This window comes from Bacteroides sp. An51A, assembly GCF_002161565.1.
In the GTDB taxonomy this organism is placed as follows: domain Bacteria; phylum Bacteroidota; class Bacteroidia; order Bacteroidales; family Bacteroidaceae; genus Phocaeicola; species Phocaeicola intestinalis.
The window spans coordinates 59,777-75,597 of record NZ_NFIC01000012.1; the positions used below are offsets into that span (position 1 = coordinate 59,777).

Annotated in this window: 13 protein-coding genes and 2 pseudogenes; 12 read left to right on the forward strand and 3 right to left on the reverse strand. The window is 40.5% G+C overall.

The features are described 5' to 3' along the window. Position 1 precedes the first annotated feature (1 nt). A complete protein-coding gene (uvrA, locus tag B5G04_RS17685) occupies positions 2-2,782 on the reverse strand; it encodes an excinuclease ABC subunit UvrA (protein ID WP_022039358.1) in 2,781 nt (926 codons plus the stop codon). 155 nt (positions 2,783-2,937) lie between these two features. On the opposite strand from uvrA, the gene B5G04_RS17690 reads away from it, so the two are divergent. Further along, positions 2,938-3,873: a site-specific integrase gene (locus B5G04_RS17690; RefSeq protein ID WP_087398218.1), complete on the forward strand. Its 936-nt coding sequence runs from the start codon at positions 2,938-2,940 to the stop codon at positions 3,871-3,873. On the opposite strand, the gene B5G04_RS17695 is transcribed toward B5G04_RS17690, so the two are convergent. Then, positions 3,856-5,307, reverse strand: coding sequence for a transposase (locus tag B5G04_RS17695; RefSeq protein ID WP_087394992.1), 1,452 nt, complete (start codon positions 5,305-5,307; stop codon positions 3,856-3,858). The two genes, B5G04_RS17690 and B5G04_RS17695, sit on opposite strands and share 18 nt — an antisense overlap. A 202-nt stretch (positions 5,308-5,509) precedes the next feature. On the opposite strand from B5G04_RS17695, the pseudogene B5G04_RS20635 reads away from it, so the two are divergent. From B5G04_RS20635 to B5G04_RS20055, 7 genes and pseudogenes are all read left to right on the forward strand, one after another. Further along, positions 5,510-5,692 (forward strand): annotated as a pseudogene (locus B5G04_RS20635) (hypothetical protein); the annotation flags it as partial. Then, positions 5,686-6,021 (forward strand): IS66 family insertion sequence element accessory protein TnpB, encoded by a 336-nt coding sequence (gene tnpB / locus B5G04_RS17705; RefSeq protein WP_087395778.1) that lies wholly within the window; start codon positions 5,686-5,688, stop codon positions 6,019-6,021. The pseudogene B5G04_RS20635 and the gene tnpB, both read left to right, overlap by 7 nt. A 72-nt stretch (positions 6,022-6,093) precedes the next feature. Continuing rightward, complete coding sequence (locus tag B5G04_RS17710) at positions 6,094-7,887, forward strand: IS66 family transposase (protein ID WP_087398219.1); 1,794 nt, start codon at positions 6,094-6,096, stop codon at positions 7,885-7,887. Between the two features lie 88 nt (positions 7,888-7,975). Further along, positions 7,976-8,799 (forward strand): annotated as a pseudogene (locus B5G04_RS19495) (transposase); the annotation flags it as partial. Between the two features lie 148 nt (positions 8,800-8,947). Continuing rightward, positions 8,948-9,751, forward strand: coding sequence for a glycosyltransferase (locus B5G04_RS17725; RefSeq protein WP_087398222.1), 804 nt, complete (start codon positions 8,948-8,950; stop codon positions 9,749-9,751). 11 nt (positions 9,752-9,762) lie between these two features. Beyond that, entirely contained in the window at positions 9,763-10,881 is a 1,119-nt protein-coding gene (locus B5G04_RS17730; RefSeq protein WP_239414144.1) for a glycosyltransferase family 4 protein, read from the forward strand. Further along, entirely contained in the window at positions 10,878-11,042 is a 165-nt protein-coding gene (locus B5G04_RS20055; RefSeq protein WP_158100133.1) for a hypothetical protein, read from the forward strand. The genes B5G04_RS17730 and B5G04_RS20055 overlap by 4 nt, the downstream gene beginning before the upstream one ends. Position 11,043: 1 nt before the next feature. On the opposite strand, the gene B5G04_RS17735 is transcribed toward B5G04_RS20055, so the two are convergent. Next, positions 11,044-11,976 carry a transposase family protein gene (locus B5G04_RS17735; protein ID WP_087396583.1) on the reverse strand — a complete coding sequence of 311 codons (933 nt, stop codon included), beginning with the start codon at positions 11,974-11,976 and terminating at the stop codon, positions 11,044-11,046. 116 nt (positions 11,977-12,092) lie between these two features. Between B5G04_RS17735 and B5G04_RS17740 the strand changes: the two genes are divergently transcribed. The 4 genes from B5G04_RS17740 (at position 12,093) to B5G04_RS17755 (ending at position 15,678) form a co-directional block, all read left to right on the forward strand. Further along, complete coding sequence (locus B5G04_RS17740; RefSeq protein ID WP_239414145.1) at positions 12,093-12,929, forward strand: glycosyltransferase; 837 nt, start codon at positions 12,093-12,095, stop codon at positions 12,927-12,929. Positions 12,930-12,967: 38 nt separating this feature from the next. Further along, positions 12,968-13,681 (forward strand): hypothetical protein, encoded by a 714-nt coding sequence (locus B5G04_RS17745; RefSeq protein ID WP_143270486.1) that lies wholly within the window; start codon positions 12,968-12,970, stop codon positions 13,679-13,681. A gap of 89 nt (positions 13,682-13,770) precedes the next feature. Beyond that, entirely contained in the window at positions 13,771-14,604 is an 834-nt protein-coding gene (locus B5G04_RS17750; protein ID WP_143270487.1) for a hypothetical protein, read from the forward strand. A gap of 81 nt (positions 14,605-14,685) precedes the next feature. Beyond that, the gene (locus B5G04_RS17755) at positions 14,686-15,678 is read left to right on the forward strand and encodes a glycosyltransferase family 1 protein (protein ID WP_087398226.1); all 993 of its coding nucleotides are present in this window, start codon (positions 14,686-14,688) and stop codon (positions 15,676-15,678) included. Positions 15,679-15,821 lie beyond the last annotated feature (143 nt).

Here is a 15,821-nt window from a genome sequence, read left to right on the forward strand (position 1 = left end):
CTTATTTTTCATTGAGTAGTTTCTCTTTCAAGAATTGTCCCGTATATGAAGCCCCGCATGCCGCCACTTCTTCTGGTGTACCGCATACTACAATGTTTCCTCCCTGTTCTCCTCCTTCCGGTCCCAGGTCGATGATATAGTCGGCACATTTGATTACATCCATGTTGTGTTCGATGATAACCACGGTGTGTCCTCGTTCTATCAGTGCGTCAAAAGCTTCCAGTAATTTCTTGATGTCGTGAAAATGCAGTCCGGTAGTAGGCTCGTCAAATACGAAAATGGTAGGTTGCGATTTTTCTATGCTTAAGAAATAAGCAAGTTTTACACGCTGGTTCTCTCCTCCGGATAATGTGGAGGAAGATTGTCCCAATTTGATGTATCCGAGTCCTACATCCTGAAGAGGAAGCAGTTTCTTGACAATCTTTTTTTGTCCGTGTGTATCAAAGAATTCAATGGCTTGGTTGACTGTCATTTCCAGCACCTCATAGATATTCTTTCCTTCATAATATACTTCCAGTATTTCTTTTTTGAATCTTTTTCCGTGACATGATTCGCATTCCAATACCAAATCAGCCATAAACTGCATTTCGACGGTGACGGTACCTTCACCTTTACATTCCTCGCAGCGTCCGCCGTCGGTATTGAAGGAGAAGTAACCGGCTGTATATCCCATTTGCTTGGCAAGAGGTTGGTCGGCAAATAGTTTTCGTATTTCATCGTATGCCTTCACATAGGTGACAGGATTGCTGCGCGATGATTTGCCTATAGGGTTCTGGTCTACAAATTCTATGTCGTTGACCATTGATGTGTCACCCCCCAATGATACGAATTCGCCAGGGCGTTCGCTTATTTCACTGTATTCCCGTTTCAAGGCTTTATAGAAAATGTCGCGCACCAGCGTACTTTTACCAGAACCGCTGACCCCTGTTACTACCGTCATGACATTGAGCGGAAAACGGACATCAATCCCTTTCAGGTTATTTTCACGTGCTCCTTTTATTTCGATGTAATTGTTCCAGGCGCGATGTTGCAAGGGGCGTTCGATGGTTTCTTCACCCAACAGATACCTTACGGTATAACTTTTGCTTCCACGTTTCAGGTCTTTCAGGTCACCTGAATAAACGATTTCGCCTCCCAGCCGTCCGGCTTTCGGACCTATGTCGATGATATAGTCGGCTGCACGGATGATTTCTTCATCGTGTTCTACGACCACTACGGTGTTGCCTAATTGTTGGAGTTGGCGTAACACTTTAATCAGCTTTGCTGTGTCACGGCTGTGTAGTCCGATACTTGGTTCGTCTAGGATATAGAGCGAGCCTACCAGACTGCTTCCTAGCGAAGTGGCAAGGTTGATACGCTGGCTTTCTCCTCCCGAAAGCGAGTTGCTCAGGCGGTTTAAAGTGAGATAGCCTAGTCCTACGTCTTCCAGAAATGTCAGGCGGCTGTTGATTTCGCTCAACAGTCTTTTGGCTATCTGTGTATCGTGGTCGTTTAGCTTCAGGTTCCGGAAGAATTCTTTCAGCTTGCTGACAGGCATTTCCACTAGATCGGCAATGTTATATCCCCCTACCTTTACGTAAAGGGCTTCTTTCTTCAGTCGGCTTCCGTGGCATTCGGGGCAAGTGGTCTTTCCCCGATAGCGGGCAAGCATTACGCGGTATTGGATTTTGTATTGATTCTCTTCCAGCATGCTGAAGAAAGAGTCAATGCATACTTTGTCCCGCGGACCATGCCACAGATAGTCTTTCTGTGCTTGAGTCAGTTCATAGTAGGGAGCAAATATGGGAAAATCGTGTTCTGGGGCTTCCCGTAAGAATGCTTGCAACCATTCACTCATTTTTTCCCCTCGCCAGCACATCACAGCTCCATCATATACGCTCAATGAGCGGTTGGGAATGACCAGGCGTTCATCAATTCCAATGATTTTACCGAACCCTTCGCATGTCGGACAGGCCCCTAGTGGAGAGTTGAAAGAAAACATCTGGTCACTTGGTTCCTCAAACTTGATGCCGTCTGCTTCGAATTTGGTACTGAAGCGGTACAGGCTGGTCGAACCGTCGGGTTGATAGAAACGGAGCAAACATGCACCGTCGCCTTCGTACATAGCCGTTTCGGCAGAGTCGGTCAGGCGGCTGATGGCATCTTTGCTGTTGTCACAGCTCATACGGTCTACCAGCAGGTAAACCGTATCTTTGGGATTATATTGGTATTCTTCGATACGTATGGTCTTTCCGTTCACTTCCAGACGGGTGAATCCTTCTTTCATATCTGTCTCTATTTGCTCTGCCATATTGCGCCCTTCTCGGGGAAGAATGGGGGTAAGTACTGTATAGCGTGTACCCTGAGGATACGAGAGCATACAGTTCACGATATCTTCTGGACTATCCTTTTTCACCAGTTGTCCGCTTATGGGCGAATAGGTTTTTCCGATGCGGGCAAAAAGCAGGCGTAAGTATTCATAAATCTCAGTAGAGGTCCCTACTGTAGAGCGCGGGTTGCGGCTGATGACTTTCTGTTCGATGGCAATGGCGGGAGGAATACCTTTGATAAAATCACATTCCGGTTTGCTCATCCGCCCTAAGAATTGGCGGGCGTATGCAGAAAGGCTTTCCACGTAACGGCGTTGTCCTTCGGCATATAACGTGTCGAAGGCAAGTGAGGACTTGCCCGACCCCGACAAACCGGTAATGACTACCAGCTTGTTGCGTGGGATGTTAACGTCGATGTTTTTCAGGTTATTCACCCTGGCGCCTTTGATGGATATGTAGTTGGTTTCAGACATGCTAATGATTTCGTAAGTTTACCTGGACAAAATTAGGTAAAATCTATGAAATAATTGCAAGAAACGTACAGATTTGAGTAAGAAACTATTTTTGAATCAAGATAGTGGTACGTTTATTCTGTTTTATTTAAGAAGTAACTTTAAAGTTAAAGCAAATGACATCAATTAAAATCAAACTTATGGTTTCTGGGAAAGGTATGGAAGGCAGTCTGGTGTATCAAGTGATTCATAATCGTATCGTCCGTCAGATAGATAGTGGTTATAAGGTGTGGATTTCCGAGTGGGATGAACTGGCGGAAATGGTGGTGTTGGAAAAGGCAGATTCAGCCAGAAGAAGGTTGTTGTTGGCTGTTGCCCGTCGTATAAAGACAGACCGGGAGCAGTTGTTTCAGATTGTGGCCAGTCTTGACCGGCAAGGCATTTATACTACTGATGATGTGCTGGTTCGGTTTCGTGCTTGGGAATACGCCGGTTCTTTTGAAAGATTTATGGAAGAAGTCATCGTGCATCTGAAAGAGTTGGGTAAGGTACGCACTTCGGAAACTTATACGATGGCATACCGTAATTTTATGTGTTTCAGGAAAGGAGTCGATATCCGGCTGGATGAAATCGATTCGGATTTGATGGAGTTGTATGAAAGCCATTTAAAAGGCAGGGGATTATCGTTGAATACTGTTTCTTTCTATATGCGTATTTTGCGTGCCACTTATAATCGGGCTGTAGCGAAAGGGCTGACCAGACAGTGTTATCCGTTCAGGTATGTTTATACGGGAGTGGAGAAGACTTTGAAGCGTGCATTGCCTTTGAAGTTTATAAAATGTATCAAACAATTGGATTTGTCGCTTCATCCGTCTTTGGATTTTGCCCGCGATATGTTTTTGTTTAGCTTTTATACACGTGGTATGTCTTTTGTCGATATTGCCTATCTGAAAAAGAGAGATTTACGGAATGGCATCTTGACGTATCGCCGGCGGAAGACCGGGCAATTGCTTTTCATCAAATGGGAAAGGTGTATGCAGGAAATTGTAGACAAGTATACTTTGTCATGCTCAGATTATTCAAGTTTCGCAAGTTCAACTTGCAGGTTTTAATCTATAAATGTCGCAAATATGTTTCATATCTTCCTCCCTGTTGATGATAGCCTGATAGATATCTTCATCAGTCAATCCGAAGAGTTCCGCAACCGCAATGACCAGTTCTTGCATGACGCCCCATATCCTTTCCGCAACGGACAGTTCCAAAGAATCCTTGGTTACGTCTTCAAAGAGCTTTCCCATGGTCTCGTAGGCTGCAAACCTCTTCACTAAGGAAAGGATGTTGTATTGCAAAGCCGTCAGGGATGTCGCCGCGATTTGCGAGGCGAAGTTGCCGGCCTGGCATTTGCCCAGCCCCAACAGCCCCTTCGCTTCCTTGAACACGACTTCCAAAGACCACCTTTGGGCATAAATCCGGTACGCTTCAAGGAACTCAAGCCGTATGTCCGTGGTCATCAGGCCGTTCCATGCGCCCCGTTTGCTTCTCCTGACAAAGTACAGGCGTACCTTGGTATCCGCAAAGGTCACGTCCGCCACGATGTAATAGCAACGCAGTCTCCTGCTGTACTTCCGCCTGCCTTGCCTGTTAAGGTGCCTGATCAAGGCCGGCGCGGTATAAGGCTTCCCGTCCAGACAGTATTTTGTCCTGCTGTTTTCTCCCACCTTGATCATGCCCAGGTAATCGCACCTGACGTGGCGGGAGCGGATGAACCGGATGACATCCTTGCAGGCGAACCAGCTGTCTGCCAGCACATACCTGAACCTGACCCCTTTGCGGATGGCGCGTCTTATCATGGCAATCATCAGGTCGGTTTTCTTTGCCGTGTATTCACCGATACGCTCCTGCAAGGCGTCGCCGCTGTCACGTCCTTTGGTGAAACGTCTTGCGAGCTCTTCATCGGACATCCCGAACTTTCCATCCTTTCCTTTTTCACCCAGCAGTGCAAAATCCAGAAGCATTTGGGTTGTCCCGTCCGTGACGGCAAGGAACAATGCCTTGAAACCGAGGATGCACCTGTGATGGACATGGGAAAACACCCTGCCGATGTTCTCCATGCGCCGTCCCGTCTTGGGATAGTCCGTGTCATCGACTATCAGACAGACCGTGCCTTCCTTGCGCCCGGAGCGGAGTCTGATCTTCGACCAAAGCTGGAGGGTGAGGTGATAGACGGACTTCCGCCAGTTTATCTTGGGATTACTCATGAAACGGTAGAACACGTCTTTCTTGCATCCCAGCAAGCCGCTTAAGGAAGACCCGGTGAAACGATAAGGGTTACGGACCATGAAACACGGGTACAACAGCAAAGCCTGGAACACCTGCAACAACGGATACACATTGTTGCACTTGCTCTTCATGCCGAACAAGGTGGATTCATTCATTCTTAACCATTTGATAACGTCCAGTATGGAATACATCGCTTTATGCGCGTCATTTTTTCTAAAAAATGCGCTGATTTCTGAAAGAAAGTCTGTAACTTTGTGCAAGGGCATAGGGCTGAGTAATGTTTTGATTTGCAACTATAAAATTACTCATTTTCTGCGATATGTGGAAATCCCTGTGCCTCTTTTATATCCCAAGAAGAAGGTTATCTATTAACTTGCGAAACTTGAATAATTAATTAACAAAACTCGGTTTAGGGCACTCAAAAGTGCCCTTTCAAAGGGGGATGCCCTAAATTGAGTGCTTACTGAGATTACCCATGAAGAAAAGACCAAGACTGGTGACCGGCCTAAACCTGTATCAAAAGGCTGCAATGACAATCCCGTCCGCATATGGATTGACGTCCGTATCAGTAATGGGTTACACTTGTCCCAAAAGAATTTAAGCTATCAGGATTTAGTCCGGATGATAGAGAAGCTGGAGGGTCTATGCTGAGTGTTACCGGCCTGAATCATTTTTATTATGTGCGTGACTTTACCGACATGCGTTGTAAGCACAGCCGTGTGTTGTCCATCATCCGTGAACGGCTTCACCGGGAACCCTGTGACGGGGATGTCTTCATTGTCATGTCGCGAAACCGAAGGATAGTCCGTATGTTTTCATTTGACAATCATTCATACAGCCTGTTCGAAAAGAAGTTTGTCGCGGGCTACCAGTTCATGAAAGTGGAGCGGAACGGGGCGGATACCATTTATCGGATTGACTGGAAAGATGTGGTCCTGATACTGGAAAACCCTATAGTTAAAACATTAAAAATCAGATAATTAATATGTCTATTTGCTTGCGTTTTTGCGATTATTTTAGTACCTTTATATCTGTAAATCAAAGGTTTAAACATGATCGAACTGCAACATATAATAGACTCAAAAAGGGAATTGTTGAGTAGGGAAACCTACTCACGGAACCCTATAAATTATAGTGAAGGTATGGCAGACGATCAAAAAAACCGGTTTATCCAGTACCTGGCGGAACAACATCAGGAGGATGAATTGACCATCAAGGCCATGAAGCTTGTCCTGGAAGATTTTATGGACAAGATGAAGGGACTTGAGGAACAGATGGCCTCCATGCAATCGAAACAGTCTGATTTGGAAAATCGGCTGTCAGAAGAGCGTAAGCTTCGCCAATCGGCTGAACGTAAGGCAAAGTCCCTTCAGGAAAAACTTGATTTTGCCAATCAGGAGCGTTTCGGTGACAGGCGTCAACGGATAAACCCTAAAGCTAAACAGGACGCTTCTGACCGGCAAAAGGAAAAAGATGATTATGACGGTACGGACGATACGCTCCGTACGGACTCTGTAGACAATAACGAATCCCGGAATGAGCCGGCCCTTCCCAGAAAGGAACGTGACCTGGGCAATCGTCCCGACGGGTATAAAACGATGGGAGTGTCCGGAGAAGTGGTAGAGCATCCGTCAGATCTGACAAAGGTTCCCGGACGTATCATTGAAAGAAGGATGGTACGTGTATTCAGTTTCCGTACCTTCCTTACGGAAGAATGTTTTGAGATGGTCCATTATGCAGAGCCTGGCAAAAAGCCGAAGTGGGGTTATTTCCCCTCTGAAGGCCATCCGGAGGTGGTAACTAAGTTTGAGGGGACTAAAGCCACTCCTGAATTTCTGCAGGCCATCGCCTATGAAGTTTATGTAAAGAATGTGACCTTCGGCCTTCTGCACCAATGGCTGACGGATATGGGAATGACCATTTCTAAAAACACCTTACGCAACTGGCTTAAGAAAGGCAAGAAATACCTTGATGAACTGGTTCGTGTATTGAAGTCCGTTGCCTTGGAAAAGGACTCGGTTGTGAACTGCGATGAGACCTGGTGCAAGGTTCGCAAATATGACCGTTATAAGAAGTGTTATATCTGGGTATTGGTCAACAAGGCTCAGAAAACAGCCATTTTCTTCTATGAGGATGGCTCCCGCGGCCGTGAGGTGCTTACGGATTTTCTGGGTGATGCGGAATTGAAGAGTATCATGTCCGACGGCTACAATGCTTATGTTTTTATCGGTGATGAGTTGAAATCGGCTCAGTTTAAGGATACTATCCATCAGGTTTGTATGTCCCATGCGAATAATAAGTTCGTTAAAGCCGGTAATCAAGGAGGCGAACCGCTGGCCGAACGTTTTTCAAAGCTTTTAAAGTGGTTCTTTTCTAAAGAACATATTTATGATGAAGCCGGTCTTACTCCGGAAGAGAGACTGCGGGAAAGGCAAAGCCTGGAAACGAAGGAACACCTGATAGAATTGCGCAGCCTGTTGGAGAGTGAACTGTCGAAGAATTCAGAATTTAGAAGCCAGTATTATACAGAAGCTCTTAATTACTTGAAGAAGTTTTGGAAGGAACTATTTGCTTTTCTGGACGATGGGGATCTTCCGATAGACAACAATCTTGCCGAGCGGACCATCCGGAAGCTGACTACCCAGCGCAACAATTCACTCCATTACGGTAGTGATGCAGGCGCTGAGATGGCTGCGACTTACCATAGTGTAATAGGAACGGTAAAGCTTCATGGAAGTTCTGTCTGGAACTTCATCGGAACTTTTTTCAAAAACATCTTTAACGGGTGCAGGGATTATGTTAACATGGTTCCTGGCAAAATCACTTTGGCTGCCGGCCAATGTTAAATTCAAAGCTAATTAATTAACAAAACTCGATTTAGGGCACTCAAAAGTGTCCTTTCAAAGGGGGATGCCCTAAATTGAGTGCTTACACTCGATAGTGAACTGCGATGAGACTTGGTGCAAGGTGCGCAAATATGACCGGTATAAAAAGTGTTACATCTGGGTATTGGTCAACAAGGCTCAGAAAACGGCTATTTTCTTCTATGAGAATGGCTCCCGCAGCCGTGAGGTGCTTACGAATTTTCTGGGTGATGCGGAATTGAAGAGTATCATGTCCGACGGATACAAGGCTTATGTATTTATCGGGGATGAATTGAAATCAGCCCGGTTTAAAGATACCATACATCAAGTTTGCATGTCTCATGCCAAAAACAAGTTTGTCAAGGCTTCCAACCAGAATGGTGAACCGACAGCTGAACGCTTTTCCAATATTTTAAAGGAATTCTTTATGAGGGAGCGTAAATATGATGATGCCGGATTTATCCCGGAAGAGAGGTTACGGGAAAGGCAAAGCCTGGAAACGAAAGGACTCCTGATAGAATTGCGCAGCCTGTTAGACAGTGAACTGTCAAAGGATTCAGAAGTCAGTATTATACGGAAGCCCTTAATTATCTGAACCGGTTCTGGAAAGAGATCTTTGCATACTTGGATGACGGTGAACTCCCGATAGACAATAATTTTGCCGAGCGGACCATCCGGAAGCTGACTACCCAACGCAACAATTCACTCCATTATGGCAGTGATGCCGGGGCTGAGATGGCCGCCACTTATCATAGTGTAATAGGCACGGTAAAGCTTCATGGCAGTTCTGTCTGGAACTTCATCGGAACTTTTTTCAAAAATATCTTTAACGGGTGCAGGGATTATGTTAACATGGTTCCTGACAAAATCACTTTGGCTACCAGCCAATGTTAAATTCAAAGCTAATTAATTAACAAAACTCGGTTTAGGGCACTCAAAAGTGCCCTTTCAAAGGGGGATGCCCTAAATTGAGTGCTTACTTTTACATTTTGATGTTTAACATCCTTTAGTCCTTTTATCACCACAAGGAGAAAAAATCATTATGATACCAAAAATCATTCACTACTCATGGTTCTCAGGAGAACCATTCCCCAAACATATAGAAGCATTGATGAAGACTTGGAAACAACATCTTCCTGATTATGAATTTGTATTATGGAATGCTTCGAAATTAACTGAAATCAATAATACATTTGCTAATGAAGCTGTAAGTGTACGCAAATGGGCTTTTGCTGCAGATTTCATTCGAGTATATGCAGTTTATACTTATGGAGGAATTTGGCTTGATACAGACATAGAAGTCTTCAAATCTTTTGATCCTTTTTTAAAAGATAAAATGTTTATTGGAACAGAGGCTAACTTTCATGAACGTCCCAAAAAACGTTATTTGACATCCCATTGTTTTGGAGCTGAAAAAAGACATCCTTTCTTAAAAGACTGTTTAGATTATTATAATATAAGACACTTTATTGGAGCTACATCTGATAGACTTCCAATTGATATGTGTTATGACATGACCCTTATGCCTAAAATACAAGCTAAAATAGCTATAACTAATTATGGCTATGACGCAAATGGCTATCAAGATAGAGAACAGCTTTTAAAAGAAGGAATTCATGTTTATCCATCTGACTATTTTGATTGTCCAAGATATAATAGCATGAAACGAGTTATTTGCATTCATCGAGCTCAAGGTGCCTGGCGTTCTGACAAATTAATGGATATGCCTGATTATTCAACTACCAATCCATACAAAAAAAACTTAAAATGGTTATTATATACCACTTATGACAAATTAAATGCGCTTTTAACAAAATATCTCCACATCAATATCATTCAAGTATAATGAATAAAAAAATGATAAAAATCAACATTTTATCACCGGGACGTTTTCATGTTTGCGATTTAGCTCGTGAATTGGATAAAAATGGATTTGATGTAAAATTCTATTCTTTCGTTCCAAGCAAACGTGTTCAGAAATTTGGACTTCCTTCTAAGTGCAATGCATCCATCATTGCATTTATAGCTCCTTTCCTTTTCTTGGAAAAGAAATTATTCCCCCAAATGAAATGGGTAAGTCGATTGCGTATAAATATTCAGGATTATATTACTGGGTGGTACATGCGAAAATGTGATATACTTATTGCAATGAGTGGCGATTTTGTTTTCTCAGTAAAGAAAGCTAAGCAACAAGGAGCAACTATCATATTAGAAAGAGGATCTAAACATATCTTGGAACAACGAAAAGTGTTAGAGAATATTCCGTCCTTATCTGGAAAGAAACCAGTGCCCGATATTAATGTAAAGTGCGAATTAATTGGCTATGAATTGGCTGATTATATAGCAATAGCAACAGAACACGTTAAAAGAAGTTTTGAACTACACAATTATCCTTTGGGTAAACTTTTCATAAATCCTTATGGTGTTGACTTATCTATGTTCAAGCCACTGCCGAATATAGAAAAAAAATATGACTTCATTATGGTAGGCGGATGGAGTTATCGAAAAGGATGTGATCTGATTATTAACGCTATAAAAAATACGAACTATACCTTCTTACATGTAGGAGGAATAGTAGATATAGAGATGCCGAAAGACAAACAATTCACACATATAGATCCGGTTGACCAAAGCAAATTAATCACTTATTATAACCAAAGCAAAGCATTCATTCTTCCATCTAGAGAAGAAGGATTAGCTATGGTACAAGCGCAGGCCATTGCTTGTAATTTGCCACTCGTTGGTAGTAAAGACTCTGGGGCTGAAGATTTAAAAAAAATGGTCGAATATCCTCAATACATTACCATCATAGAAGATTATACAGTTAAAAGTTTGCTAACAGCCATGGAAGAAGCTATGCAAAACTATAAAACTTTACAAGGAAAAATTTATGCTGGAAACACTATTAATAACTTAACATGGGAAGCATACGGAAAACGTTATGCTGATTTTCTTCACAAAATAGTACAAAGATGAAAATACTCTCTGTTGGCGGAATGAATGGCCTTAGCAATACCTGCCTACACCGTAATTGGGCATTGCATAAAGTGGCAGATGAAGTAGATGAAGTCAATACCCAGCTTCACCCAATCTCATTATTAACTCGTATTTGCTATCATTTATTAGAGTTTATGTAAATTAGTTATGATAGTTCCAAGGGTTGATTTTAATTCTGAGATTATGCAGTGCCATACATGTGGAAAAGATGTTTTCTACAAAGTTGTTTGCCCTGAGCCTGCACTCGTCTTTGACGATGCGCATGACTTTCGCGCTTCCTATGACATGTTCTATACGCACCCTGATGGCGGAAACTTTCTTGTTGTATTCCTTGTCCTGCCTGGAAAGCTCTTTCCCTTTGGGCTTCTTGACCGGCTGTATGATTTCCACCCCCTCAGGCTCATAGCCTTGGTATCCCGTATCTTGATACAAGGTGCAAGGCACAGGAAAAGAATACATTGTGTCAGCCATCTTCTTGTCGTGGGTCTTGCCCGAAACGGTCTGACTGACAAATATGACCAGACAAGCCATCGTTACAATGACGGCGTTCTTGACCGTGTGCCGTTTTTTCTTGCCGCTGTAACGCTCCTTTTGCATGTCCCGGTCTGCCGGACGGGGAATCTCCCGTTCCGTCCCGTCATGAAGAAGCACCGGCTTGTCCCCCTCCTTGGAAAGTTCCGCCAGCCGTTCGGCAAGCTCCTTGTCGGTTTCTGCGGGGACAAGACCTTTCGCTTTAAGGGACAGACGAAGGATTTTAGTCAGGCAATGGATGAATATGTTGCAGTGCTTCTGGTTCATTCCGAAACAGGCCGCATGATATTCCTGCAACGGGTTGTTTTTCAAATAAACCAAAATGAAGAACAGGCGGTCGGATATGCTGGGAAGGGGGCTGTTCTTGTAGATGGAAGGACTGCGGCGTTTTCCGCTACGGCGTTCCCCGGTCATTTCATACTCGGACAAATAGTCCTCATGCGCAGCCTCGAAATAAGGGAGAAGCGCACAAAACTGTTCATGGCTAACTCCCGTCAAGGCACGGAAACTTTTGCTGTTGTCTTTATGGTTGTGGTAATTCATGTTGCAAAGGTACGCGTATGCGCGATATATAACAAATCTAAATTACATAAACTCTATTTTTTAGGGGATTTCCTGTACGTATTCCAGAAAACAATAATGAGAATGAACGGATACATATGATGATACAACAGAAGCACTACGATGTGGTGTGGATAGACAAAGGACATACAATTTTCGCCTCTACATTGAGGTTTATCAAAGCTGTATCACCAAGCACAATCATTGTAAGTTATTCCCCAGACAATATGGCACTGAGACATAACCAAACGCAACAATATTTGGAGTGCATTCCATATTATGATTATATATTTACCAACAAAAGCTACATTCTAGATGACATGCGCAGATTGGGTGCTAAAAATATTCACTTTGTAAATAATAGTTACGAGGAAACCTTTCATCATCCATACAATCTGACAGAAAAAGAAAAAAGGGAATTAGGAGGAGAGGTAGGCTTTGTAGGAATGTGGGAAAAAGAACGTTGTGAGAGCATTTTTTATTTGGCTGATCATGGTATTAAAGTAAAGGTTTTCGGTAATAAGGTTTGGGATAAGTATGCCACATATAGTCCCAACTTAGAAATCGTGGGGCATTTGTTGAAAGGAGAAGATTATAGCAAATCTCTCCAAGCATTCCGTATTTCTCTTTGCTTTCTTCGTAAAATAAATTTCGACCAACAAACAACCCGTTCAGTTGAGATACCTGCATGTGGCGGCTTCATGTTAGCAGAACGAACCGATGAGCATTTAGCTATGTTCAAAGAAGGGAAAGAAGCTGCGTATTTTTCATCAAATGAAGAGTTATTAGAGAAATGTCAATATTATTTAAACCATGAAACAGAACGTAAACAAATTGCATTATCGGGACGAGAACGGTGTTTGACGTCTGATTACAGTAATGAAGGAATGATAAAAAAATGCTTGAATATTATTTTTCAAAATGAAGTAAAATGATTTCTTCTCAGCAAAATATTATAATTCTAATAAAAAGAATGCTGATAATTCTCCTTTATGGAGCAATAATAAGCGAAATGTTTTTTTTTCCATCATGGGCAAATTTTTGTGGCTGCGTTATGGCTTTTATTTGCTGTAAAGTTTTTGTGCTATTCTTCTTAAAAAGAGAAATCATATTAAGGTATCCTTTTGCGTTTATGATGTTTCTCAGCATGTTTCTTTACAGATATTTGCCATTAATTGCAACAATAGTAGAGGGAAAACCGATTACTTATGGTTTGGAATTGCCATATAAAACTTTTTTGTTGGAAACTATTTTATTTATGGTTTCCTGTTTAGCTTTTCATTTTTCAATGTACGGGTCAAAAAATAATGTTTTGCAAAAGATATTGTATAAAATTGGTTTTTTTGATCGATATTCAAGTTTGACAATTTGGTGTTTAGGTTTGGTTGGGCTATTTGCTAGGCTTCATTTATATTCCGTAGATGATATAGAATATGGTGATGTAACTAATAAATTTATGGAGGGACTTATTTATTTAATGTATGTCCCTATTGTGTTGTTGCATCCATCATTGTTGGGCTTTATTCAGTATGATGATAGAAGTGTGATAGATAAAAGAGTGAAGCCAAACCCAATTAGGAATAGTATCTTAAAAAAAAGGATGCAACGTCAATGTTTATCTGTTAGTCAATTTAAGTTACATTCAAGTGTTTTAGTTGAAAAAAAGATACTTTTTATGTCTATATAGTGTTTATTTTTACAATAAATGTTGCGACAAATAGTCGAGAAGCTATCATTACTCCTATAGCAATTATATTCTTGCTCTTTTTTTTGCGAATGGTAAAGAAGAATGTAATTAGAAGGGTATCTCCATTGCGTTTGTTGGTGAGTATTGTTGTCGTTGTTGTTGTTTATAATGTACTAAATCTTTTTTCTGAAGTAATGTTATCTACTCGTTCCCAACGATCTAATGTAACCAAAAGTGAATTAATTAAAAATACTTTTCAATTTGTTCAAAAAGAAAATGATAAACGAAAGTCATATAATTCAGTTGCCGAAAATCATAAAGTGATGAAAACATATAAGCAAGGTTGGGATGAAACGTACATTGATAATTTTATGTTAAATAGATATGCTAATATAAGGATAACAGATGAAACTTTATACCATGCTCAACATGTGCAACAAAGGGATTGCCAATCGTTGATGATTATTGATTTTATGAATAGAATATATATGCTACTGCCGACTCCTGTATTGCAATGGCTTAATATTTCAATAGATAAAAGTAGCAATTCGTTTTCTCGTGGAGATAGGTTGTATTCAATATCAGTAAATAAACCTGTATTTGCAGGTTTTCGAGTGATAAGTCATCTTGGCGATGGATTGGCCACCTTTGGTTATTGGTACTTTCTGATTCAGTTTATTTTGTTTTGGTGTGTTTTTAAATTACTGAATTCTCTTGTATATTGTACACAAAATAGAGTGATGTATTCAATTTATGGATTAGTTTGTTTATTTACATTTTTGGGGATGTTTAGAAATGCTAATGGATGTATTGGAGAAATTGGATTTTGTTTGCGTGGTTTTTGGCAAGGTGTAATTATTTTTTTATTCTTATCTTTAATAATTCAGAAATCGATAATATTTGTTTCCTCATTATTTCGATAAATAAATATGTTGTAAAACAATAAGTTTTTGGTAATTATGATATTTACAATAACGGATTTTCGTTTCCTATAAATGTAGCATATGAAAGTGTTGTATATCTATCGTCATCCGGACATGGGCTTTTCTATAGGTCGTGTATTTCATTCTATAGAGCAAGAAATGCGACAATATTGTGAAGTGAAATCTTTATACTTGCCCATGTCTAATTATAAGCCAATAAGTTTGTGGAAAAATATTCATGCAGTATTTGATATTCTTAAAAAAGAACATTTTGATATTGTTCATATAACAGGTACAGAACATTATTTGCTTCCTTTTTTGAAAAAATTTCGTGTAGTTCTTACTATACATGATTTAGTATTTATAGAAAATGTAAAAAATCCTGTAAAAAAACTATACAAATGGTTGTTTTGGCTATGCCTACCAATAAAGTTTGCCGATGAAATCACATGCATTTCAAACGAAACAAGAAGAAAAGTTTTATTGCAGGTGAATACAAATAAAATTCATGTAATTTATAATCCAATTGATCCTGCATTTGTTTATACTCCTAAAAATTTCAATAAAAGAAAGCCCGTTATTTTGCATATTGGAACTTTATGGAATAAGAATTTAATAAGAAGTATAGAATCACTAAAAAATATTTCTTGCCATTTACGGATTATTGGACAAATAGAAAAGGAGATAAAAAATTTGCTGGATAAATATAAAATTGATTATAGTAATGTATGTAATTTAAGCGATGAAGAGATTAGACAAGAGTACATAAATTGTGATATTGTTAATTTCCCATCAATATATGAAGGATTTGGAATGCCTATTATTGAAGGACAACAAACAGGAAGAATTGTAATAACGTCTTCTATTCAGCCACTCAAAGAAATCTCAGGAGGAGCTGTTTTTTTTGTAAATCCATTTGATGAACAATCAATTAATTCTGCCTACATAGAAGCAATAGAAAACGATAAACTCAGAAATACAATAATTCAACAAGGACTTGAAAATGTTAAACGTTTTCATCTTAAAAACATTGTTCAGCAATATCTAAATATATATAATATGATAAAAGTATGAGGTTAAACTATCTGGATTTTCTTAAGCATTTATCATTTTAATCAAGTATTCTAAAAACAATACTTCGTAAGCAGTCAAAAAATGGCTATTGATTGAAATGGGTAACTTCGCTGCCAACCAAATTTATAGAATTATGTATAGCA